The organism is Corynebacterium sp. MSK297, assembly GCF_030232885.1.
In the GTDB taxonomy this organism is placed as follows: Bacteria; Actinomycetota; Actinomycetes; order Mycobacteriales; family Mycobacteriaceae; genus Corynebacterium.
The window spans coordinates 344,965-367,969 of the sequence record NZ_JASPGD010000002.1; the positions used below are offsets into that span (position 1 = coordinate 344,965).

Genomic DNA, 23,005 nt, shown 5'->3' on the forward strand with positions numbered 1-23,005 from the left:
GCGAACACTAGCGACAGATGAGTTAGCGGCGCATGATCTTCTTCGACAACCAGTTGCCGAAGAACTGCGCGGCTTGGACGATGATGATGATTGCGGCGGTAGCAATCAGTGTGACCTTGTAGTCGAAGGCGCGGTGTCCGTAAACGATGGCGAAATCGCCCAAACCGCCACCGCCGATGTATCCGGCCATCGCGGACATATCGACGATTGCGATGAAAATGAAGGTGTAGCCCAGCACCAGTGGGCCCAGTGCTTCGGGCAGGATCACGCGAGTGATGATCCGCCATGGCCCTGCTCCCATCGCCCGGGCGGCTTCAATAATGCCCGGGTCGATCGAGACCAAGTTCTGTTCGACGATGCGTGCGACCGCAAAGGTAGCGGCGATGCCCATCACGAATGCGGCTGGTTCACGCCCGATCGACGAGCCGAGCACGCCGATGGTGATCGGCTGCATCAGAGCCAGCAAAATGATGAACGGTATCGGGCGGACGAAGTTCACCAGGATGTTCAGGATCGTGTAGACGAACTTGTTCTGCAGGATCCCGCTCTCGCGGGTGGTGAACAGGAATACGCCGACCACGAGGCCAAGGACACCACCGACGACCATGGCGAAAGCCACCATGACCAAAGTGTCGATGACGGCATCGGAAAACATCGGGCCCAGGCGGTCCCAGTTGGTATCAGCTGCGGAAATCATCGCTTAATCTCCTCAATGTGGGTGCGCTGGGATAGTGTGCGGTAAAACTCGTCGATGGCGGAATCATCGCCATTGAGACGCACTGTCATTTTGCCGAAGGATTGCTGCTGCAAGGTGGTCACGCCACCGTGCACGATGTTGATGGAACCACCGGAAGAGCGCAGCGTGGCAGCGGCTTCGAAGAACCCAGAATTTTCGGTCAGTTCGATGGTAAACAGGCGCCCGTCGTGAGCCAGCAAGTCATCGGCTTCGATGGCATCGGGTTCGTTGCGCAGGGCAGTGGCGACGAAGCGCTTGGCGACGTCCGTTTTCGGTGCCGAAAACACGTCGTAGATTTCGCCATATTCCACGATGGAGCCGTTTTCCATCACCGCGACTTTATCGGCGATAGCGCGCACGACTTCCATTTCGTGGGTGATCACAACAATGGTGATGCCGAATTCCTGGTTGACTTTCCGCAGCACATCCAGGATTTCTTGGGTGGTCTCCGGGTCGAGCGCGGAGGTGGCTTCGTCGGCAAGCAACAGCGACGGGTTGGTCGCCAACGCACGCGCGATGCCGACGCGCTGCTTCTGGCCACCGGACAGCTGCTCTGGGTAGGAATTGCCGCGTTCGCCCAGCCCAACGAACTGGAGAAGCTCCTGGACGCGCTTGGTGCGCTCGGCTTTTGGCACCCCGGCCAGTCTCAGCGGGAATTCGATATTTGCCGCTGCGGTGCGGGAATTAAACAGGTTGAACTGTTGGAAGATCATCCCGATATTGCGACGCAGCCCGCGCATCTTTGCTTCAGACATGCCGACGATCTCTGTGCCGTCGAGTTTCAGTGAGCCCGAGGTCGGATTATCCAGGCCGTTAATCAGGCGCACCAGGGTGGATTTACCTGCGCCGGAATAACCGATGATGCCGATGACTTCGCCGGATTCGACGGTTAAGGTGACATCGTCGACGGCGGTGACCTTCGTAGAGCCCTTCTTTTTGGCGTCGAAGACTTTATTGACGTTGGTGAATTCGATGCGGGTGCCGCGGCGTTCGCCACTTCCGCTAGCTGGGCTTGTACCCGAGTGTGTTACCACGAAAAACCATCATTTCTTCTTAGACGGAAAAAGCTTAGTCGCAGCTATGTTAGCCGTGACTAAGCGTCTTTCGTTACTGGCTTGCCCGGAAAATCCGGAGGAATACCGGAAGCGTTCCGAATGCGCTGTGCTGCAGTAGCGCCAGCAGTTCCAGTGGTCGCGTTGGATCCAGGGCTAGCCTTGCAGTTCTTTTTCCAGATCGTCCAGGATCTGCTGCAATTCTTCACGTGGGCGCTGGACTTGCACCGTGGTTCCGCCGGATTCTTCGAATACGGCCTTGGCGACACGCTCGTCGTGCCACAGCTCAGCCAGCTCGTTCAAGACCTTGTCGTCGACGGCGTCGGCACGAACGACCCACAAGTTAATGTACGGCTCGGCGCTTTCTGCGTTCGGATCGTCGTCGAAGATAGCCTCTTCTGGGGCAATATTGGCCTGGTTTAGGAAGTTATTGTTGATCACAGCTGGCTGGCCCAGACGGTATTGCCGTGCGGTTTCGGAAGCGTCGACCGTGGTGACAGTGACTTTAGAAGCTTCTTTATCGATGTCAGCCACGCTTGGGGTGTACTTCACATCACCGACCAGTTCCACTAACCCGGCCTCACGCAGCAGCAACAGTGCGCGGCCCTGGTTGACGGTGTCGTTCGGGATAACAACTTCTTCGCCTTCGATCTTGTCGACGTCGAGCTCGTCGGAGCCTTCCCAGAACAGGCCCATCTTGTAGATCTCCGTGGATACCAGTGGTGCCAGGTCATCGCCAGAATCAACGTTGTACTGCGCCAAGAACATCAGGTGCTGGAATTTGTTGATGTCATTTTCGCCCTGGCTCAGTGCAGGGTTTGGCTGGGAGTATTCTGCGAAGTTTTCAAGCTCAATGTTGAAACCGTTTTCTTCAGCGACCTCTTCGAATACCGACCATGATTCCAGCGAAGCATCGGTGGTGCCGATGGTGATGGTGTCGTCCTTGGAATATGGGGTATAAGCGGCATTGTCGCCGGAACAGGCGACCAGGGTGGTGGCGGTTAGTGCAGCGGTGCTACCGGCAAGAATGCGGCGGATATTCATAGCGTGTGCGTCCTTTCATGGGGTGTGCGTCGACGGGCTCGTGCATGGTGGGGCTTCCAGCATGTGTGGCGAGGCCCGGTACGCATGTCGCGCAATGACGTGGAATTTATCAGATTCTGTACAGCTTTGTCTATATTTTCGTTCAACCATCGCGGCCTGTGGTTGCTAAGAAAATGTTTTATTCGAAAATATATACGCATATGTGTGAGTTTCTGTGTAGGGTTAGTTTCATGAATTTCAACGGTGGTGCAGGCCTGTCGTGGTCACGTTTGGAAAGGATCTTATCTGGACATCCGGTGCCTCATCCGGTGTCTAGCCCGGTAGCGCTGTCACCAGGGGCCGATGTTGCTGCGGTTGTAGATAAAAATGCAGGGTATAAGCGTGCCGACGGTCCAGCCTTCGCGGAATTGGCTGCGGTGAGCTCATATAGCTTTTTGGCTGGGGCCTCGGACCCAGAAGCGCTGGTAGAGCGTGCTTGTGAACTGGGTTTAACTGCGTTGGGGATCTGCGATCATGATGGATTTTATGGGTCCATTGTGTTTGCAGAAGCCGCAGCTAAAGCTGGTTTGCCCACGGTGTTTGGTGCGCGGTTGAGTCTGGATCATGGCAGTCTTACCTTCTTGGCGCGTACCCCGGAAGGCTACCGGTTGCTGTCTCGGGTGATGGCGGCGGCGCATATGGCGAGCACAGACCGCCACCCGCGGTATCCGAGTTTGGAATTATTGGCGGAGCAATTGGCTGGGCAATGCTTTATCCTCGTGGATTATTCCTGGCTTGATATGCTCGATAGCTTGATCGAATCGTTTGGAATAGACAGCTTGGTTCTGCACTATGAATCTAACTTGTTACCGGAAGATGCCGACCGTTTTGCGGCACTGGATGCGGTTGCTGCGCAATTAATGAGTCAGCATTCTGGTCTGCGCGCGATCATCAGCGCCAGCCCGCACGCTGCTACCCGTAGCCACGCCCGTTTGGCCAGTGCGAAAGCCGCGTTGGCCAAGCGGGAATCACTGGCAGCTGCCAGCTGGCACACCCACCCGATGGGTGCGCAGTGGCTGCGGGATGGTCGCGGCATGCTGCGGCTGGCCCCAGGACGGGAGAAGCTCCTGGAAACTACCGTGAAGATTGCCGAAGAGTGCGCGTTTAGTTGGGATATCGTGGCACCGCGCCTGCCGCATTCTGCAGTTCCTGATGGTGAAACCGAGATGAGTTGGCTTCGGCAGCTGACCTATAGCCGGGCTCGAAAGCGTTATCAGGCCTACCCAGAGCAGACTTATCGGCGGGCATGCACCCAGATTGAACATGAACTCGGGGTTATCGAGCAGCTGGGCTTTCCCGGCTATTTCTTGATTGTGATGGGTATCGTCGATTTTTGTGCCCGGCAGAATATCTTGGCCCAGGGCAGAGGGTCGGCAGCGAACTCCGTGGTGTGCTTCAGCCTGGGTATTACCAACGCGGAACCGATCAGTGCACAGCTGTTATTTGAGCGGTTTTTATCGGCGGATCGTGATGGACCACCGGATATTGACTTAGATATTGAATCCACCCGCAGGGAAGAAGTCATCCAATACATCTATGCCACCTATGGGCGTGACCGTGCCGCGCAAGTGGCTAACGTGATTACGTACCGTCGGAAAGGCGCGGTACGCGACGCCGCCCGTGCCCTGGGGTTTCCGCAAGGTGCCGCCGATAGTTGGGCACAAGGAAAATCTGAACCACCAGATAATGTGCTGGCTTTATCAGAGCAATTCCTAGGCCAGCCGCGGCATTTGGGCATTCACTCCGGAGGCATGGTGTTGTGTGATCGGCCGGTGACGGATGTGGTGCCTACGCAATGGGCGGCGATGGAAGGCCGCAGTGTCGTGCAATGGGATAAAGACAGCTGCGCGGGCGCCGGATTGGTGAAATTCGATCTACTGGGGCTGGGCATGTTGGAAGCACTGCACCACATGATTGACCTGGTGCACGAACAACACGGATACACCGTGAACCTCTGGGAAATCGACCTGGCAGACTCCAACGTCTACGACATGCTCTGCAACGCCGATGCCGTCGGGGTATTCCAGGTGGAATCGCGCGCGCAGCTGAACACGCTGCCGCGGCTGAAGCCACGCTGCTTTTTTGATCTGGTGGTAGAAGTCGCGCTGATCCGCCCGGGCCCGATCCAGGGTGGTTCCGTGCACCCGTATCTGCGCCGACGGGACGGGCTAGAAGAAGTGACTTATGACCACCCGGTGCTGGAAAAAGCACTGGCAAAGACTTTGGGCATCCCGTTGTTCCAGGAGCAGTTGATGCATATCGCGGTTGATGCCGCCGGTTTTAGTGGTGCAGAAGCTGACGATTTGCGCCGGGCGATGGGCTCGAAGCGTTCGCCAGAGCGGATGGCCGCGCTACAGGAACGCTTTTTACGCGGTTGTTGGGAAACCAACCAGATCGAGGCAGAAACCGCCTATAAGCTGTGGTCAAAGATCGTGGCTTTCGCTGCCTATGGGTTCCCAGAATCGCATTCGCAGTCTTTTGCCTCACTGGTGTTTTTCTCGGCATGGTTTAAGCGCTACTACCCTGCAGAATTCTGCGTCGGGCTGCTGCGGGCGCAACCGATGGGGTTTTATTCTCCACAGTCGCTGATCCAGGATGCCCGCCGCCACGGGGTGCAGATCCTGCCGGTTTCAGCGTTGGATTCGCAGGTAGAAGCCAGCGTGACCAGCGGGGCCATCCGCTTGGGGCTCGGTTCTGTGAAAGGCTTGTCGACGTCTACAGCTGAGGCCATCGTTGCTGCACAACACTCGTTGAGCCGGGAGTCTTCGGTGGCGGATGTGGTACGCCGCACTGGGGCTTCAGTGAGTGAAGTCGAAGCGCTCGCACGCGCCGGGGCGTTGGAGGTGTTGGGGCTGGATCGCAGGCAAGCACAATGGGTTGCTGGTGTGGCAGCCACTGAGCAACCAGGCATGCTGTCGGGGCTTTCGGCGATTGCTGCGCCGACGCTGCCCGGCATGAGTGGTTTTGAGATTCTGGCGGCAGATCTGGCTTCGACGGGAATGACTCCAGAGACCCAGCCGATGGAGTTATTGCGTCACGCACTAGCTGCCAACAACGTTGTGCGTGCCGATGAGTTGTTGCAGGTGCCCGATGGCAGTCGTATTCGGGTGGCTGGCATGATCACCCACAGGCAGCGACCGAATACCGCAAGTGGGGCGACGTTTTTCGGGATGGAGGATGAAACCGGGCTGATCAACGTGATTGTGTCGCCGGGGTTGTGGAAGCGGCAGAAAAGACTAGCGCGCACCGCCAAAGCTTTGGTGGTGCGCGGGGTAGTGCAAAACGCGAGTGGGGCAGCCACGGTGGTGGCCGATCGACTGGAGCCGCTGGAGGTCAGCGAATTACTTGCGGTGCGCTCGCGGGATTTTCAATAGCCCAGCTCATGCAGCTGAGCTGTACTTATTCCGCTCGGCCTAGCTCATGCAGCGGGTTGGCGCATCAGTTAAGCTTATTTGCTCTCCGCATCCAGCATCTCGAGCAGTTCTTCGATGATATCCACCGCGTGCATCGCGGAGTAGTAGGCACCTTCGTGGGTTTGCTCATCGGAGCGCACCACGGTCTCGTTCTGTACCGCAGGGATTGTGCCGAACTGCGCATTCGACTGTAGCGACTGCCACGTTGATTTCTCATTGACTAGCGCTACTAGCGCATCGACGTCGTCAAGAGCCTGTGCGATCTCATCGATGTCATACTTGCCGGTCACACCCTCTAAGGCCTCATTGAAAGCCTCGGATGGTTCCGCGCCGAGATCCTGCAGCACCTGCGAAAGCAAACGCGTGCCATTGATGACGAATTTCTCGCCGTCATAGCTGACGGGTGCGAACTTGTGATCGGCCAGTGCATCGGCATACTTATCCGACAACCTGCCGACGCGTTTTTCATAATCGGCAATCAGGCTGCCGCCCTTTTCTTCGGTGCCGGTGGCGGACGCAACCAACATCAGATCATCTTCCCAGGTAGCGGTGGAAAAATCACCGATTGGTAGTACTGGAGCGATCTCTTTGAGCTCGTCGTGGATCGGCATGACATCCTGGACTGCACCGATGATCAAGTCCGGTTCAGCCTTTTTAATAGCGTCGATGTTTGTTTCTTCATCACCGGCGGTGTACAGCGTTTCTGCGCCATTCTCGTTGGCTTGCTTGATTTCTGCAGCCAATGGCGAATCCAAGTCAAACGCATCGGGTGCCTTCGGGTAACCGGTGACTGGTAGCTCCAGTGAGAGCGCAATATCGAGGTCCCGGCTTCCGGTGAGTACCACGACGGATTTCACATCGGCAGGCACTTCTACCTCGCCGAGTTCGGTATCCACAGTGCGGGATTCGCCATCTTTGTTGGCGGTTTTCTCGGCGTCCGAAGCAACGGAGGATGCGGTGCTTGATACTTCCGAGGCCGCGTCTTTGACAGAGTCAGCGGCTTCGTCGGCAGAAGAGCACGCGCTCAGGGTCAAGGCAGCAGCTACACATAGCGGAATAATCTTTTTCATGACCATAACGTTAGCAAAAAACCTGCTGCCAAAACTCTAGGAATTACATCTAGGATTCGATTGCGGATTGAGATGGTTTTCAATGGGAGAATATTCCCTGAATTACGTAGTTGTGGTGGCGGTAGGCTGGCGGCCATGTGCGCATCGCTGATGCTCCGAATGACGTACGCGCACAGCACAAACCCCGGGCTAAATCCTCGAAAGCACAACAAAAGAAAGCACAACGCGAGAAGGCGCAGAGTCCGAAGGTGCAGCCCGGGGAGGCCACGCTGTTCTAACTAGCAGCTAGTGCAGCGGTGCCACTAATTCCGCGGTGCCACTGGTTCTGCGTGGCCACTAGTGCAGCGCGCCGGCGACCAAACGGCCGACCACACCGGTAAACACGTCCAAACCGGCCAGGCAATCGTCGTCAAGAGTCAGCTCGCCCTCGTTGTGGGAGATGCCGTCGACGCTCGGTACGAACAGCATCACCGTGGGTACTTCGTCTTTCATATTTGTGGAATCGTGCCCGGCGACAGTCATGACCTCGCGGTGGGAATAGCCCAACTCTTCGGCCACTTCGCGGGCAAGTTCGCAGCCAGCCGATGAATAATCGTTTTGGTTCCAGCTGTGTGTGAGCGTCCGGTCGATATCTACGCGCGCCTCGTCGGCAGCGTCTGCAATGACAGTTTCCAAGTACTGTTCGGCCTGGTCCAGCACCTCGGCGTGCGGGCAGCGAATATCAACGTTGAAAATCACTTCGCGGGCGATGGTCACCGGCGAGTTCGGCTTGACCTCCATCTGCGAAACAGAGATCTGCAGCGGCTGGCCTGGGAACTTGTCGACGATGCGTCGGGCCTGTGCAATCACAATCGATGCGCCGAAGAGCGCGTCTCGGCGGTCTTCCATCAGCGTTGAGCCGGTGTGGCCCTGCTCGCCGTGGACCACCACACGGAACTTACGCGCGCCCCACGTTGCGGTCACCAGCCCGATCTGTGCCCCGGCCTGCTCCAGGTTCTTGCCCTGCTCGTTGTGGATCTCCGCATAGGAAGCGATCTCCGGTAGGGAAGCGGTACCTGGGTAACCGGTCTCGTTGAAAGCATCGCGTACGGTAGTGCCATAAAAATCGGTCGACGCTAGGGCCTCATCCAAGCCCATCTTGTTAATCGCCACCGAACTACCCATCATGCTAGGCGCAAAGCGAGAGCCTTCCTCGTTAAACCAGTTGACCACCGCAAGGTTGAACCTCGGGGTGAGGTCACCGGCTTCTACCGCCGACCGCACCCGGGCGGCAGCATAAGCGCCTGCGAGCACACCATAAGCGCCGTCGAAACGCCCCGCCATCGGCTGCGAATCCAGGTGCGAACCCAGCAACACATAGGGTGCGCCGGGTATGAACTCGATGGTGGAAAATTGATTCGCGATGGCATCGAAGTGGACCGGGTTGCCCGTGGCCCGCTCGAACACGCGGGACATCCACTGCCGATTTTCTTGGTCTGCCACGGTGCACGCTTCGCGGTCTACACCACCGGCTGCGGTGGCACCATGTGAGGACATGGTGGCGAAATCTTGCAGGAAAGCTTCATCGGAAAAGTCGCGGTCAGAAAAGGCACGGCCAGAAACACTCGAGTTCGTCATCACTGGCTTTCCTTGCTAATACCCGCGCGTTCCCATGCATTCAGGAACGCGTCGGCTTCCTTTTCACTGGTCACGGAAACACGCACACCTTCGTCACCGTAACGGCGGATGATCACGCCTTCGTCGAAAATGCGCTTTTCGACGTCTGCAGCATCCGAACGTGGCATCCAGACGAAATTGCCCTGCGATGGTGCGGCACCGACGGCGCGAGCGATGCGATCACGCTGGCGCTTGGACTCTTCTACACGCGGGGTAAACGCGTCGCGGTTGGCCAGAGCAGCGATTGCCGCTTGCTCAGCCATCGCGGTCACCGTTAGCGGCAAAGCCACCAGGTTCAGTGCTTTGGCCAATTCTGGTTGGGCAAAACCATAACCGACGCGCAGACCGGCCAAACCGAAAGCCTTGGAGAAGGTGCGTGCGCCAATCAGGTTCGGGTAGTCCTGGATTTCCTGCACCGCATCCGGGCGGTCGGGATCATCGTTGAATTCCCAATATGCCTCGTCGATCAGAACCACGAGATCATCCGGCACCATATCCATGAACTCGCGGAATTCCGCGCGGCTAAACGTCGTACCGGTCGGGTTATTCGGGTTGCACAGAATCACCAGTTTGGTCTTGTCCGTGATGGCCTTGGCACAGGCGCGCAGATCGATGCTGTAGTCGTCGGCAAGCGGAACTGTCACCGGAACGGCGCCGGCCATGCGCACATACAACGGGTAGGCTTCGAAGCTACGCCATGGGAAAACCACCTCGTCGCCAGTGTTGCAGGTAATGCGCACCGCACGCTGCACGATGGAGGAGGCACCAGGGCCGACGCAGAGATTATCCTCACCAACGCCTAGGTAGTCCGCGAGCGCCGCGGTAAGCTCCGGGGAGCCGAATTCGCCATAGCGGTTACCGTACTGCATGGCCGCGTGGATGGCATCTTGCACGAATGATGGCGGGGAGTAGTCGGCCTCATTGGATGAGAGCTTGATTTTACCCTCGGCGCTTTTGCCGGGGCGGTAATAGGGGAATTCGCTAAGATCTTTGCGCAGCATGAATCTGACCTCCTGAGAATGCGGGTTGGGTTTAGCAAGGCTTGGGTTGCTGGGGCTGATGCGGGATTGAGGTTACAGGTGCAACCTGAACGTTCAGTATTAGAACAGATCCCAGATGGTGATGGCCATGATGATCAGGCCCAGGATCAATACGAAGTGGTTGGCTTTGTCTTTGCGTATGTGTTTGTACACGTCCAGGTTGCGGAACATATAAACCGGCAGCAGGTAGACCAAGAAAACGACGAAGACGCCGGCGACCACGGATGCCAGGGTGACGATCGATGGGTTGAACACCGCGACCAGTGTGGTGGCGGCGAACGCGAAGACGTAGATGCCGATCAGCAGGTTGCGCCGCGGGATGCGCGCAGCGGTTTTGGGTGCGACGGTTTTGAACAGGTATTCGGTGCCTTCCTCACTGCCCAGCAGGTGGCCGAAGTACGACGAAACGATCGCGCACACCACCACCATCGGCGCGATTGCGGCCATGATTGGGGTGCCGGTGACGTTTGCGAAGTAGGACAGCACCGGAATATTTTGCTCGTGCGCCTCGCGCATACCATCGGCGCCGAGTGCCAGCACGCACGACCACACGAAGATCATGGTGAATACGACCAGCAGGATCGCGGTGTAGAACTCAATCTTCGACACGCGCTTTTCTGTGTTCTTGCCATGTGCTGGCTGCATGTCGACGGATAGCTGCGAGAGCGCTGCCATGTGCGAGAACGAGAACACCATCACCGGCAGGATCAGCAAAACACCCTTGACGACGGAGAGGAAGCCGCCGCCGTCGTAGTCGAATTCCATAAAGCTGGAGATATCCCAGCGCGGAATCAGGTAGATCGAAGTGATCGCCAGGAACAGAATCAGTGGGTAGACCAGGATCTGCGCCAGCCACAACATTGGTTTGCGGCCGAAGGCGAACCCGGCTGTCATTAAACCAACACACAGCGTCGCCAAGATCCAGCGGTTGATTGAGGAGCCACCCAGCTGGTTGACGATGAAACTATCGACCGCATTGGTGATAGAGACACCGTAAATGAGCACGGTGGAAAACACGGCGATCCAGTACAAGATCGCGATGATGACCCCGCCGCCGCGGCCCAGGTACTGCGTGCACAGTTCCAGGACATCTTTGCCGTGGTCCTTTTCTGGTGCTGCAGAGACGATGCGCGCGTAGGTGCGGTGGGAATAGTAGACCAGTGGGAACGCGACGATGGTGGCGAACAGCAACGGGATAAAGCCGAAGGATCCGGCGTTAATCGGCAAAAACAGGATGCCTGCGCCGACGGCAGTACCGAACAGCGTGATCACCCACGATGAGGTGGATCCGGCTGGCTCGGCGTTTTTCTTCGCCTGTTGCTTTGTGGTGCTCGTTGCTGGGCTGGCGCCACTAGTGGCGCTGTGGTTGTTTGTGCTCATAGCGGTTGCTTTCTTGTGTGAGCTGGGTGCTGGCCGCCGGGGTGGCACGCTGTTGTTGCCGGGGCGGTGTGTGCCCGGCGTTATTCGTCGGTGTTTTGCCGAACGGTCGGGATGGACAGTGCTTGGTCAGTAATAACGTTAATCACTGCCGGTTTTCCTTCACGCACCGCAGCCAGGGCGCGTTCGACAGCTCCGGCGGCGTCCTGGTCATTGGTGACGGTTTCGCCGTGCGCACCGTAGGCAACGGCGGCGGCAGCGAAATCCGGGTTGGCTAGCTGCGTGCCGGAGACCCGCTTGGGGTAGTGGTTGAGCTGGTGGGTACGGATGGTGCCGAATTCCGCGTTGCTCATCACCACGGCCAGAAACGCCCCGCCTGCCTGCACTGCAGTGGCAAGCTCCTGGCCGTTCATCAGGTATTCGCCGTCGCCAGCGATTGTGATGATGGTGCGCTCCGGGAACTGCAGCGAGGCTGCTACGGCAGATGGGATGGAATATCCCATTGAGCCATTACGCACGCTGAGCTGCGAAGGGTAGGTTTCCGTGTGCAGGTAGCGCTGCGCCCATAGGCAGTGGTTTCCCGCGCCGAAGGTGTACAGCGCATCTTTCGGGGCCTGTTTCTGGATCGCTGCCATGATCGATTCCATGTGCGCGGTGCCTGCGGCTGTCTCTGGCCAGTTTTCTGGCGTGCCGACGTCCGAAAAGGCCAGGTGGTTGCGGTGCGCGGTGGTGAACCATTCGTGTTGGGTGGCAGAGATACCAGCACCAGCATCAGTGCTGGTGTCCGTGCTGGCTTCACTGTCAGCGGCGACCCGCTCTTCGGAGTCGATGCGCTTGGTCAGTTCCTCGGTAACCTTCGCGAAGGCGTGCGGGTTGGCCAAGATGTGTCGAGTGATGGCGGCGGAGTTCCCCAACAGAGTGGTATCGGTGTTGATCAGGATATTTTTCGCATCCAGGTTTTGGCGTAGCGTGTAACCGTCGGTAGGCACATCTGTGAGTACCGCGCCGATCTCCACGACGAGGTCGGCTTCTGTCAGCAGCTCGGTGGCCGCATCGTTGCGGCCGTAGCCGAGCCAGCCAGCGTTTGCAGGCGAGGAAAACGCGATGCGGTCGCTGGCACGCCAGTCGTGCACTACCGGGATCTGTTGGTTTTCGGCGAATTGCTGTATTGCTGCGCTGGTGTCTGCGTTCCAGTGCGCACCGCCGGCGAAGATCAGTGGCTTTTCTGCTGTTCGAAGTTCGGCTGCGAGATAGTCCAGGTCGGCGTCGCTGAATGCACCATGGCTGGCAGGTAGCGGTGGGCAGAGCTCCCCAGTGAATTCTTGATGTAAGACGTCTTCCGGCAGGCCGATGACCACTGGGCCTGGGCGGCCCTGGGTGGCTAAGTGGAAGGCTTCAGCAACCACGCGGCTGGCGCGGGAGGCGTCGTCAAGCACATAGACGCGTTTGGCTTGGGTGCCGAACCACGCTTTGATGTCGAATTCTTGGAAAGATTCCCGGTCGCGATCGCTGGTAGGAACTAACCCAACGAATAGCACCAGGGGAGTAGCATCTTGCCAGGCTGTGTGCATGCCGACGAACGCGTTCGCGGCACCTGGCCCGCGAGTGACCATGGCGACGCCAGGTTGGCCGGTGGCTTTGCCGTGGGCTTCTGCCATGTAACAGGCACCGCCTTCTTGGCGGCACACGATGGTGTCAATGGAGGATTCGTACAGACCATCGAGCACCGGAAGGAAGCTTTCGCCTGGTACTTCGAAGATTCGTGGGACGTCGTGGAGTTCAAGACTGCGGGCGATTGCTATGCCCACGTGGCCTACGCTCATGCTGTTACCTCGCGATGTAGCAGGGAATATGTTCGGCAATATCTAGTGTGAAATGAGACACAATAAGACTGCTTGTAGTAAGCATATCAATAAAAAAGGACCGCATAACAAGGCTCTGTTATGCGGTCCTTTGCAATTATGCCGACTGAAGCTCTGCTTTAGAGTTCAGAATAAAGTGCGACGATGTGCCACATATCATTCGAAGCGAGCTCTGAACCAATACCAATCTGAGTAAAGGTGTCGTTCAGCAAATTCTTGCGGTGTTCTGGGCTGTCCAACCATGCTTGAACTTCTGACTGTGGATCGATCTTGTCGTCCCAGGTGCCGCGCAGATTTTCTGCAACGAGTCCGTGGCCGAACTCGATATCATCAAGTCCGTAGTGTACGACTTCGTTGTTGGCTGCGAGTTTTTCGGCGCGACGCTGTGCCTCTTCAGTGAGGTAATCGTTGCGCTCGAGCTCCTGCTTGCCGTTTTCGGTGCGGGCTTTGTTGGTTTCATCGATGATTGCTTGGTGTGTCGCATTGCGCTGCAAGCTGGTCCGTTCGGATGAAATCGAAGGTGCTGAGCTTTGATCCGCAGTCGAAGAAATATCTGCAACGGGGGAAGCAGAAGAAAGCTCGGCAATGGGGGAAGCAGAGGCAGCGGGAGAATTAGCGATGCCAACGAGTGACACAGCGGTGCAGAGTCCAATGATTGCTGGACGTGAAATGGTTTTCATGATTCCCTCCGGGGATAAGACTTTCGAGTGAGTCCTGCGACTCAGGCATTTGTGATTGTGATCTGCGCACAGTTATTTGTCAAGGTTTTCATTACCGATTAAGCAAAACATCCCACTTTAGGGGGGGGCTGCAGGGTGGGTGGCGTTGTGGTATGGAAGGTATTTTCAGTTCTCATACGGGGGCACGATGCATATTGGATTTTCCGGAGATGTGCTAAGCATGGGGTCAGTGCCAATACCTCGAGTGGGGTGGCACAGGTGTTGGTGCGTGTGGCTAGTGATCACACGCGATGAGTCGGGCTTTGCGTAGGATAGGGGTTTTGATGATCAAAAGCAACAATGCTGTGTTTTTCCACGATGCCCAATTTCGGCATCGCCGAGCTGCGAGCTTCATTGCTGCTGTGGGGGTCGGAGCACTCGCCTTGTCCGGGTGTGCCCAGCCTGCAGATAATGACACGAGTGCAAAAACGACAGCATCGAAGGCTGCAGAGCAGGACGAACCACTGGTTTTTGACACCCAGCAGGTCGTAGACCTGGATGTGCAAGCCAACCCGGTTCCACAAGCGGCTGCGAAACTGCCGCAAGACTTCGATCTACAGTCGCACCGTTTTGGACGTGGCGAGTGGATTGAGTCTTCCCGGGAGGGGTTGCAGAACTCGCTAGAAATGGGGGCACCCACCCTAGAATTCGATATTGTGCTCTCAGCAGATGGTGTACCCGTTGTCTGGCATGATCCAGAGGTTGCTGCCGAGAAATGCCAGGACACCGAGCCTGTTACCGAGGATGATCCGCAGTTCCCGTACGTCGGCAAGCTGGTCCACGATCTGACTTTTGAGCAGCTGTCCACGCTGAACTGCAATAAGAACCTGGACGATTTCCCAGATGCAGCCCCGCAGGACGACAACCGCTTGCTGCAACTTTCTGAGGTCTTCGAGATTGCCGCGGATTACCCGGATGTGCGCTTCAATATCGAGGCCAAGCTGGAGCCGGAGCACCGCGAGCAAACGGCATCCCCACAGGAAATCGTCGATGCGATCATGGATGAGGTGGAGGACGCTGATGTCGCGGATCGCACCATAATTCAGTCCTTTGATTGGGCATCGTTGCCGCTGGTACGAGAGCGCGATCCTGAGATGCCGTTGGCTTTGCTCTGGGATAACACCACATGGGAGTCCGGCTCGGCCTGGATCGGTGATATTGACTATGACGCGCTCGACGGTGACATCGTAGAAGCCGCAAAACAGTTAGGCGTGCAGGTGCTTTCGCCTGGACATGCTGTTCCTTATGGGCAAACGCCGCGTGACGACGACTACCACCCGGTCGCTACACCGGAGCTGATTTCCAAGGCGCACAAGGCGGGCATGGCGGTAGTGCCGTGGACCGTCAATGATGAAGACACTATGCGTGAGCAGATTGCTGCCGGTGTGGATGGTTTGATCACTGACTATCCAAGCAAGGGTCAAGCGGTACTGCAAGACAAGTAGCACACGAGTAACCGCAGCAGTGGTTCTGGTGAGCGCTACTGCTGCGCATGTGGGTGGACTAATTTCGCGCTTTGTGTAGCGGTGGAGTTCAATATTGCTTATGTCCGAAGTAGATCCGCTCATTGAATCCCTCTACCGCTGGTCTGATGTCAGCGGCGTGCTCCTGATGGGAATTATCGGCGGCACCATCGCACGAAAAAGCGGTTACGACATCATCGGATTTTTCTTCATCGCGATGTTTTCCTCGTTGGGTGGCGGTATGGTGCGCGATGTGCTCATCAACCAGGGCACCGTCGCGGCGATGAGCGAGCCGGAATACCTGTATCTGGCTTTTACCGGCGCACTGATTGCGCGTTTTGTCTATTTCAAGGGCAAAACCTGGGATTATATCCAGGCGCATGGCGACGCCGTCGTCTCTGGATTGTGGGCTGGCACTGGTGTGGTGAAAGCTATTGCCTACGGTTTGCCGTTGATTCCCTGCATCATGATGGGCGTATTCACTGCGACGGGCGGTTCCATGATTCGCGATATTTCCATGGGCCGCGAACCCGCTGTGTTTGGCAATAACCAGCCCACGGTCATTCCGGCGGTGGCGTGTGCCAGCATTGTGCTGTTTGGTAATCACCTGGATATGCTGGCTGTCGGCATGGTGGTGGGCCCGCTGGTGTCGATCTTCCTTGCACTGTTGGGTATTTGGGCTGGCTGGCGAGTTCCGGCGCATCAAGACTGGGCTCCCATTAATGACACTGCGGCCCAGGTGAAGGTGCTGGCGAAAAAGGCGGAACATAAAAGCCGTGCGGTCGGCCGCAAGCTGGAACCGCATCGCGTGCGGTCCTGGAGGCACCGGCAAATGGAGGCCGCACTGCAACGCCGGATGGAAAAAGAAGCGCGTTCTGGCAAGCGCACGAAGATGACGGAAGAAGAAGTCAGTGAGTTTATGGATTCTTTTGATTCCGACGTCGACCAGCTCAGTGCGGTTCCACCGGCTAGTGATGATACGGATTTTGGTGTGGATTTCACCGGGGATTCTTATGACACTGAGGAGCCGGTATCCACGGAGGAATCGCAGCGTCTTCTCGACACTATTTTGGCGGATGACAAGCTTAGCGATGAGCTTATCGAGCGTTTGCTGGAGCGTTATAACTCGCGGGATTAAAACGTCATTGCGCGTCGGGGACAGCTAACACCCATGTTAAGGTGATCTAAAGCATAAGTTTGCACATAGTAGTGTTGGTTAACTTTAGATCATCAAAGGACACGATTTTATGAGCTCATCCCCGGGTGATGCAATCCACGGTTCCACCAACGATGCAGTTGTGCAGGACCATCACGTACGCGATAAGGACGTTCGTAAAATTGCGATGTCAGCGTTCGTCGGTACAGCGTTGGAATGGTACGATTTCTTCCTATTCGGCACGGCCTCCGCTCTGGTGTTCAACCACCTGTATTTTGCTACGGAAGATCCGGTTACTGCGACGCTCGCCTCCTTCGCGACGTTTGGTGTTGGCTTTCTCGCACGTCCGCTAGGTGCCATTCTTTTTGGCAAGCTCGGCGATCAATATGGCCGTAAACCCGCGCTGTTGTTAAGCATCGTCGTGATCGGTGTGGCCACCGGCCTGGTTGGCTTGCTGCCGGATTATCACGCGATTGGCATGGCCGCACCAATCCTGCTGACGGTATTGCGCTTGCTGCAGGGCATCGCCGTCGGCGGGGAGTGGGGTGGTGCTACCACCATCGCTATCGAGCATGCCCCGCCAGAAAAGCGCGGCCGTTACGCTGCGATGGTGCAGCTCGGTTCACCGGTGGGCACGCTGTTGTCTTCGGGGGCTTTCGCGTTGGTGGTGATGCTTCCCGACGACGCCGTCGATTCCTGGGGCTGGCGCGTTCCATTCCTTGCAGCATTCCCATTCCTGGGAATCGCGCTATGGATTCGTCTAAAAGTGGAAGAATCCCCGGTCTATCAACAGCTGGCTGCAGAATCTGAGAACAAGCCCACTGGATCGCTGAAAGAACTTTTCAGTGCTTACCGGAAACAGGCAGTGTATGCGACATGTGCGGCGATTACCGGAATCGGTGGTTTCTTCATCTTCACTACTTACGCATTGTCGTACGGCACCCAAGTATTGGAATATGACCGGCAAACCGTCGTCAATGCCACCCTGTTGGCTGCAGCAGGGCAGTTGTTCTTCCTCCCGTTTTATGGCCGTCTCGGCGAGCGCTACGGTGCCGGGATAGTCATGGGCATCGGAGGTATTGCGGCAGCCATTTTGGCTGTACCGCTGTGGCTGCTGATTGATTCTCACAACGCATTTCTTATGACCATGGCGATCTGCATCGGAATCTGGGTTATCTCCGCACCATATGGTGTGGTTGGGGTCCTGCTTGGCGAGATGTTCCCGGCCCACATCCGCTACACCGGGATGGCGATCACCTCGAATATTGCAGGTGCCATCTCTGGTCTTCTGCCATTTTTAGCCACTTTCATCAACTCGTTTTTCGAGGAACAATCCTCGGTGTCCGCGATGGTGCTGTTAATCATTATCACGTTGTTGACCGCGCTCGGTGGAATCATGGGCTCGAAATACAAGCACGAAGAGAATTAACGTTCAGCATAGGCCCCATAATCCCGAATACATCACCCTCATCCGCGAAAGGAATCACCATCCATCATGGCTTTGCTCGATACCCTCATTACTAATGCCCGCATCTGGACTGGCGACCGCGAGAATCCGTCGGCAAGCGCAGTCGGGATTGTAGGCGACCGGTTTTTCATCCTCGATGAGGCCCAGGCCCACCAGTTGGGTGCGCGCCGTCGCTTCGATGCCAACAATGCGTTTATCGCGCCGGGTTTTAACGATGCGCACTGCCACTCGGTGTGGTTTGGCCTGACGCTGGCAGAGATTGATCTCAGTGATTGCCACAGCGCACAGGATGTGTATGACACCTTGGCCCAGGCAGAGAAGGATCGTCCAGACCAGGAGTGGCTGATTGCTTCGAATTTCCGCCCGTCGAAAATGGGTGGGGAAGAATTGGACATCGCCGAGCTGGACCGGGCCACTAACAACCGTAAGTTAGCCATCAAACACAATTCTGGCCACAGCATGACGGTCAACACTGCGGGCCTGAAAGCTGGCGGCATCAATATCGACGATCCGCAGCAGCCAGAAGGCGGCCAGGTGGTGCTTGACGACGACGGCAACCCGACTGGCCTGCTGGAAGAAAACGCCATGCGCGCAATTAACGATCAGCTCAGCCCGGAATCGGTCGACGAGCTCGCCTACGCGCTGCAGCTGGCGCACCGTCGTTATGTAGAAGAAGGCTTGACTTCGGTCACTGATGCCGGGATCGCCGGTGGTTGGATCGGTCACAGCCCGCGCGAGATGGCCGCGTACCAGCAAGCCGCGGCTGCCGGGGACCTGCTGGCCCGCACGCAAGCGATGATCACGAGCGACGTACTCCACCCGCTCGATGGGCACCCTGATGATCCGGAGGGGCACGGCCTGGACGCGGGCATCCGCACTGGTTTGGGTAATGAGCGCCTGCAGATCGGCCCGGTGAAGCTGTTTACCGACGGCTCAATGTTGGGCACCACCGCGGCCATGACAGAGGCCTACTGCGGTTGCTCACACCGCACGGGCTACTTGCAGGGCGATCCGGAAGATATGACTGCGCAAGCCATCAAGGCTGCTGGCAATGGTTGGTCGCTGGCGCTGCACGCCATTGGTGACGCAGCGGTAGATTTGGCACTCGACATCATCGAAGAAGCCACCGAAAAATATGGGGCACCGGAAATGCCGCACCGCATCGAACACGGCGGGGTAGTGCGCACTGATCAAATTGAGCGGCTGGCCAAAAACAACATCGTCGTGGCACCGCAGCCCCGGTTCATCCCGGAATTCGGCGGGATCATGGCAGAAATGCTCGGTGAAGAGCGCACGAAACTGGCTTACCCGGCCAAGCGTCTACTGGAAGCGGGCATGATCTTGCCGGGCAGCTCGGATCGCCCGGTTGCCGACGGGGAACCACTCAAGGTTATTCAGGCATTCGTGCAGCGTACAACAGAAAACGGGGAAGAGTTCGGCCCAGAAGAAATCATTACTGTTGATGACGCACTCTATGCTTATACTGCAGGTTCAGCCGCTGCCACTGGCTGGGCTGGCCGCAAAGGACAGATCGCGCCGGGCCAGTTGGCTGACTTGGTGGTGCTTGCCGACGACCCCCGCGAGGTGGATCCGGACGTAATCAGTGACATCGAGGTTGTGGCGACGATGGTGGGCGGCGAGTTCGTGCACGGTGGTTTACAGGAGGTTTAGCCTGGATTCTCAATCTGGAAAGGTGAATTGTGAGCTTTTAAAGAAAAAGACTTACACAAATCACGATGCAGGTATAGGCTTATCTCTGAAGCATTTATAGGTAGATGACCATGGATATTGTGGAAGCAAGTGATCCCCGGAAGATGGATTACCTGGCAAAGGTGCTCAAAAATTTAACTTTGAGCGATATCCAAAATGGAGATATTATTTTGCACAATTTTGGCGTGCAGGAATATCAAGGACCATATGAACAATTTAAGGGTGAGATTTGGCATTATTTCGATCTCCATTCCCCCCATCGGCATGATGGAAAGTTAGTGCGTCTATGGTATGACTTCCCCCCATTTGATGGAAGTCATGACAAAGATCATGAAACAGAGGTTCTGCTGGAGGCATCGGCCATTTTTGAAAGTTTTCTCACCTCTACCCCGGAAAAATCACCGAACATGGAATATCTGGAAAAGAAACCATGAAAAATTAATAAGTATGGCACCAGCGGGAATTATTGGAATGTTTGCTTTTGGAGCAACGGCGTCGACGGCTCAGGCAGAACAGTTGTCTTCTGAGCATCTATATCAGCCAGGTGATCAGGTGCCGACCTATGTTGATCCGGATGGATTCTTGCCTGATACGTCAGCTCCGGGATCGGGTTTTCGTGCAGCCGCGATTTGTGTGAATGTGTCCGACAATGACGGTAAAGTCACAGTCAGTAATGATTTTGTACCGGAGCCTTTCGTAAATGCCCGTTTTGATGGAGTCGAAAATTGCTAGTTTTCACAAGCTAGAAATCTCAATGCAGATTGAAATCTCCCTTAGCTCTGTATGGAGTTGAGGGAGATTTTCCTGCGATTTTTGTTTACTACTGGAAATCTAGCACTTAACGCCACAAAACATTGATTTTACTAGCGTCAGCCCGCTCTGAGTATTGCTAAACCAACTGTTTGAAGTGGTGCACGATGGTTTGCAAGCCTTCACGCAACAAAGCTTCGGGGATTACTAGCGGCGGCAAGAAGCGAATCACGTTTCCGTCCTGGCCACAGCTGAGTACCAGCACGCCCGAGGCTTTCACGGCCTCCACGATGGCACCGGTCAATTCCTTGTCTGGGTTGCCCTCGGCATCGACAAACTCGAGTGCCACCATCGCGCCGCGCCCGCGCAATTCTGCCACGCGCGGGTGTTGGGTGATTTCGGCAAGTTCCTCGCGCACGATGTGCCCGATTTCTATGGCGCGCGCACCAAGGTTTTCGGCCGCCATTTCTTCCAGGGTTGCCAGCGCAGCGGCACACGCGACCGGGTTTCCGCCATAGGTTCCACCGATGCCGCCTGGTTGCGGCGCGTTCATGATTTCCGCGCGTCCAGTGACTGCAGAAATTGGCATACCGTTGCCAATGCCTTTGGCCATCGTGACCAGGTCCGGCACGATTCCTTCGTGTTCGCTGGCAAACCATGTTCCGGTGCGCATGATGCCGGCTTGAATTTCATCGGCGATAAACACCACGTCCTTGGTGCGGCACCAGTCGACGATGCGCGGCAAGAATCCTTCGGCAGGCACGATGAAACCACCCTCGCCTTGGATTGGTTCGATGACCACGCACGCCAGGTTGTCTACGCCGACTTTTTCTAGTTCTGCGATTGTGCGCTCGGCGGCCTTGTCGCCGGCTAAGCCATCCCGCAGCGGATACGACATTGGCACGCGGTGCACGTCACCCGCGAACGGGCCAAACCCGGCTTTGTACGGGTTTTCCTTCGCGGTCATGGCCATGGTCAAGTTGGTGCGGCCGTGGAATGCGTAGTCGAACACGGCGACGCCTTTTTTCTTGGTGTAGTGGCGGGCAATTTTTACCGCGTTTTCCACGGCTTCGGCGCCGCTGTTCATCAGCACGGTGCGTTTATCGTGCTCACCGGGGGCGAGTTTGTCGAGTTTTTCTGCCAGTGCAACGTAGGACTCATACGGCGAGATCATAAACGAGGTGTGGGTGAACCGGGCGGCAGCGTCGTGGATGGCTTTGACGACGCGCGGGTTGGAAGCACCGGCGGAGGTCACGGCGATGCCGGAGGCAAGGTCCAGGAATTGGTTGCCGTCGGCGTCGACAAGAATGCCTCCGTCGCCGTCCACGACGAATCCCGGCAGCACCGATCCCACTGAGGAAGGCAGCGCCTGGTTGCGGCGTGTGAACAACTCGGTGCTTTTCGGTCCGGGGAGCTCAGTGTTGATGGAGATTTTCTGTTCGATGCGGTAGGTGAGGTCTTTCATCGCGATCACATCCTGTTCTGTGAATTGGGTGGCGTGTGAAGTGCTGTCCACTCATTATCTGTAGTTTCAGTCTCAAAATCTAGGTCCGTGGGGGCGAATTTGTAGCTTTTACTTCGCTACCGCGTATAACCACGGCGGATTTGATGTTTCCGTGGCTTTTTCAGCATAGCGAGCTTGGGCTGCGCTCGTTGGCGGGAACCACCATTGAACAACGCACGTTTACCACCGTGTACGTCAGCGAACTGCGTCGTCCGGTCGAATTCACGTTGCCGGGCGCGATCGGTTGCTGGTGTGCAGGCCGAGCTCGCATCCCGCAAAGGGCACAGGGGCATCTAACCGTTCACTCAGAAGCTCAAGTGCTCGGTGTGTGGCGCTTACTACGGCTCAAAAGTTTGGCACTCCAACGACCCGTACCGGTCGATGGTCTGGCAGTGCAACAGCAAATAGAAGGTCGAGCACCCAAAGCCGATGCCGCACCCACGCGATGAAGGGATTCAAGCCGCGTTCAATCGGGCGCTGTCAAAGTACGTAACTGCCCATTCTGAGGTGACACAAACCATTCAAAGGGCGCTCGACAACGCCATGAACACCCGAGACCTCGAGGCCGAGCAAGCAACAACGCTCGTGACGATCGAGGGCTTGATGGTGATGATGGACAAGGAAGTCCAAGCCCAATACACGCATCGCTCAATACCAGCAGGCCTACCGGCAACGCTTTGCCAAACTCGAAGACGGGTTTACGGCCGCCACTACCCGGTACGACGAGCTAACCCGGCAGATTGCTGATAAGCAGGCTCGTGCCGTAATCATGCGAAACTACCTCGATACCCTGGCTGATATTACGACGACGGTTGAGCTATTTGACCGCCGACTCTGGCACGTTCTTATCGACCACGGAACCATCGAACTGGAGTGGGCTGGAATATCGGACCAGTGACCTTAACTGGTAACCTCGAGATTTTCTTTCTTCCAACACTCAACAAAC

At 56.6% G+C, this 23,005-nt stretch carries 20 protein-coding genes; 9 read left to right on the forward strand and 11 right to left on the reverse strand.

Translation table 11 applies throughout. The annotated features are described in order from the left end of the window. Window positions 1-22 precede the first annotated feature (22 nt). The 3 genes from QP888_RS03570 to QP888_RS03580 form a co-directional block, all read right to left on the reverse strand. Window positions 23-697 (reverse strand): methionine ABC transporter permease, encoded by a 675-nt coding sequence (locus tag QP888_RS03570; protein ID WP_284812133.1) that lies wholly within the window; start codon window positions 695-697, stop codon window positions 23-25. Then, the gene (locus tag QP888_RS03575) at window positions 694-1,770 is read right to left on the reverse strand and encodes a methionine ABC transporter ATP-binding protein (protein ID WP_284812134.1); all 1,077 of its coding nucleotides are present in this window, start codon (window positions 1,768-1,770) and stop codon (window positions 694-696) included. Before QP888_RS03575 ends, QP888_RS03570 begins: the two co-directional genes overlap by 4 nt. A gap of 174 nt (window positions 1,771-1,944) precedes the next feature. After that, window positions 1,945-2,832, reverse strand: a complete 888-nt coding sequence (locus tag QP888_RS03580; RefSeq protein ID WP_284812135.1) for a MetQ/NlpA family ABC transporter substrate-binding protein — start codon at window positions 2,830-2,832, stop codon at window positions 1,945-1,947. Between the two features lie 230 nt (window positions 2,833-3,062). Between QP888_RS03580 and QP888_RS03585 the strand changes: the two genes are divergently transcribed. Then, window positions 3,063-6,245: an error-prone DNA polymerase gene (locus tag QP888_RS03585; protein ID WP_284812136.1), complete on the forward strand. Its 3,183-nt coding sequence runs from the start codon at window positions 3,063-3,065 to the stop codon at window positions 6,243-6,245. Between the two features lie 74 nt (window positions 6,246-6,319). On the opposite strand, the gene QP888_RS03590 is transcribed toward QP888_RS03585, so the two are convergent. Next, window positions 6,320-7,354: an ABC transporter substrate-binding protein gene (locus QP888_RS03590; protein WP_284812137.1), complete on the reverse strand. Its 1,035-nt coding sequence runs from the start codon at window positions 7,352-7,354 to the stop codon at window positions 6,320-6,322. 137 nt (window positions 7,355-7,491) lie between these two features. Between QP888_RS03590 and QP888_RS03595 the strand changes: the two genes are divergently transcribed. Further along, a complete protein-coding gene (locus QP888_RS03595; protein WP_284812138.1) occupies window positions 7,492-7,632 on the forward strand; it encodes a hypothetical protein in 141 nt (46 codons plus the stop codon). Window positions 7,633-7,690: 58 nt separating this feature from the next. Here QP888_RS03595 and QP888_RS03600 read toward each other — a convergent pair whose 3' ends face one another. The 5 genes from QP888_RS03600 to QP888_RS03620 form a co-directional block, all read right to left on the reverse strand. Further along, window positions 7,691-8,971 carry a M20 family metallo-hydrolase gene (locus QP888_RS03600; protein ID WP_284812139.1) on the reverse strand — a complete coding sequence of 427 codons (1,281 nt, stop codon included), beginning with the start codon at window positions 8,969-8,971 and terminating at the stop codon, window positions 7,691-7,693. After that, on the reverse strand, window positions 8,971-10,011 hold the full coding sequence (gene hisC, locus QP888_RS03605; protein WP_284812140.1) for a histidinol-phosphate transaminase: 1,041 nt from the start codon (window positions 10,009-10,011) through the stop codon (window positions 8,971-8,973). The genes QP888_RS03600 and hisC overlap by 1 nt, the downstream gene beginning before the upstream one ends. 99 nt (window positions 10,012-10,110) lie before the next feature. Beyond that, window positions 10,111-11,430: an aromatic amino acid transport family protein gene (locus tag QP888_RS03610; RefSeq protein WP_284812141.1), complete on the reverse strand. Its 1,320-nt coding sequence runs from the start codon at window positions 11,428-11,430 to the stop codon at window positions 10,111-10,113. An 80-nt stretch (window positions 11,431-11,510) separates the two neighbouring features. Continuing rightward, entirely contained in the window at window positions 11,511-13,250 is a 1,740-nt protein-coding gene (locus QP888_RS03615; RefSeq protein WP_284812142.1) for a thiamine pyrophosphate-dependent enzyme, read from the reverse strand. Window positions 13,251-13,408: 158 nt separating this feature from the next. Then, window positions 13,409-13,969 carry a CAP domain-containing protein gene (locus QP888_RS03620; protein ID WP_284812143.1) on the reverse strand — a complete coding sequence of 187 codons (561 nt, stop codon included), beginning with the start codon at window positions 13,967-13,969 and terminating at the stop codon, window positions 13,409-13,411. Window positions 13,970-14,292: 323 nt separating this feature from the next. Here QP888_RS03620 and QP888_RS03625 point away from each other — a divergent pair, with 323 nt between their 5' ends. From QP888_RS03625 to QP888_RS03650, 6 genes are all read left to right on the forward strand, one after another. Continuing rightward, the gene (locus QP888_RS03625; RefSeq protein WP_284812144.1) at window positions 14,293-15,453 is read left to right on the forward strand and encodes a glycerophosphodiester phosphodiesterase family protein; all 1,161 of its coding nucleotides are present in this window, start codon (window positions 14,293-14,295) and stop codon (window positions 15,451-15,453) included. Window positions 15,454-15,553: 100 nt separating this feature from the next. Continuing rightward, on the forward strand, window positions 15,554-16,609 hold the full coding sequence (locus QP888_RS03630; RefSeq protein WP_284812145.1) for a trimeric intracellular cation channel family protein: 1,056 nt from the start codon (window positions 15,554-15,556) through the stop codon (window positions 16,607-16,609). A gap of 109 nt (window positions 16,610-16,718) precedes the next feature. After that, a complete protein-coding gene (locus QP888_RS03635) occupies window positions 16,719-18,056 on the forward strand; it encodes an MFS transporter (RefSeq protein ID WP_284812146.1) in 1,338 nt (445 codons plus the stop codon). 66 nt (window positions 18,057-18,122) lie between these two features. Next, entirely contained in the window at window positions 18,123-19,766 is a 1,644-nt protein-coding gene (locus QP888_RS03640; protein ID WP_284812147.1) for an amidohydrolase, read from the forward strand. 110 nt (window positions 19,767-19,876) lie between these two features. Next, a complete protein-coding gene (locus QP888_RS03645; protein WP_284812148.1) occupies window positions 19,877-20,239 on the forward strand; it encodes a hypothetical protein in 363 nt (120 codons plus the stop codon). A gap of 13 nt (window positions 20,240-20,252) precedes the next feature. Continuing rightward, entirely contained in the window at window positions 20,253-20,537 is a 285-nt protein-coding gene (locus QP888_RS03650; RefSeq protein ID WP_284812149.1) for a fibronectin type III domain-containing protein, read from the forward strand. A gap of 157 nt (window positions 20,538-20,694) precedes the next feature. On the opposite strand, the gene gabT is transcribed toward QP888_RS03650, so the two are convergent. Further along, window positions 20,695-22,020 carry a 4-aminobutyrate--2-oxoglutarate transaminase gene (gene gabT / locus QP888_RS03655; RefSeq protein ID WP_284812172.1) on the reverse strand — a complete coding sequence of 442 codons (1,326 nt, stop codon included), beginning with the start codon at window positions 22,018-22,020 and terminating at the stop codon, window positions 20,695-20,697. Window positions 22,021-22,136: 116 nt separating this feature from the next. Continuing rightward, the gene (locus QP888_RS03660; protein WP_284812150.1) at window positions 22,137-22,352 is read right to left on the reverse strand and encodes a hypothetical protein; all 216 of its coding nucleotides are present in this window, start codon (window positions 22,350-22,352) and stop codon (window positions 22,137-22,139) included. Between the two features lie 476 nt (window positions 22,353-22,828). On the opposite strand from QP888_RS03660, the gene QP888_RS03665 reads away from it, so the two are divergent. Then, the gene (locus QP888_RS03665; protein ID WP_284812151.1) at window positions 22,829-22,957 is read left to right on the forward strand and encodes a hypothetical protein; all 129 of its coding nucleotides are present in this window, start codon (window positions 22,829-22,831) and stop codon (window positions 22,955-22,957) included. Window positions 22,958-23,005 lie beyond the last annotated feature (48 nt).